The organism is Dellaglioa sp. CoH-57-MRSF-20 (assembly GCF_056781955.1).
Genome location: NZ_JBXAXV010000092.1, coordinates 1 through 502 on the forward strand (window position 1 = coordinate 1; position 502 = coordinate 502).

The 502-nt window shown below is 54.4% G+C and carries 1 protein-coding gene; it reads right to left on the reverse strand.

Annotated elements, in window-relative coordinates:
- Positions 1-43: 43 nt before the first annotated feature.
- On the reverse strand, positions 44-364 hold the full coding sequence (locus tag AC1RPN_RS08280) for a hypothetical protein (protein ID WP_481763730.1): 321 nt from the start codon (positions 362-364) through the stop codon (positions 44-46).
- Positions 365-502 lie beyond the last annotated feature (138 nt).

The following is a 502-nucleotide window of genomic DNA, read 5'->3' on the forward strand; positions in this document are numbered from 1 at the left end:
CAGCGAATCCTCAAGCAAACTATACAGATCAGCAGCGTCCATGTCAATTACGTTTGCTCTTGGCGATACCGGCCTTCAGTATGTCAGACGTAATACCGTCCCAGATGTCGGCAAATCCCACAGGCCATTCTGGGATTCGTCCGAACGCGTTGACGGACAGAAGCCGACCCTCGAACGAAAACGCAACATCACGGTGATCGATCTTGTCAAGCGCGATAGCTCGACAAACGGCGTCCACGATGATGGAACTGCCCACCGTGTACACGCCACGATGCGTGATCATAGTCTCGACGTAGGTGTTGATCATCGCGTCGGGTACCACGTCCACACTTACGGGCTCATATACAACGGTAAGCAGCTCCATGTTCACTCCTTATTGCGGCTCGTCAAAGATGGGGGCGAAGCGCGGGTCTCCGTTTTCAAGCGTCCCGAAGAACAGCTCATGAGGGCGGACCCACGTCTTTCGTTCATGCGGCCACACGTGTTCGTAGATCACCATCTC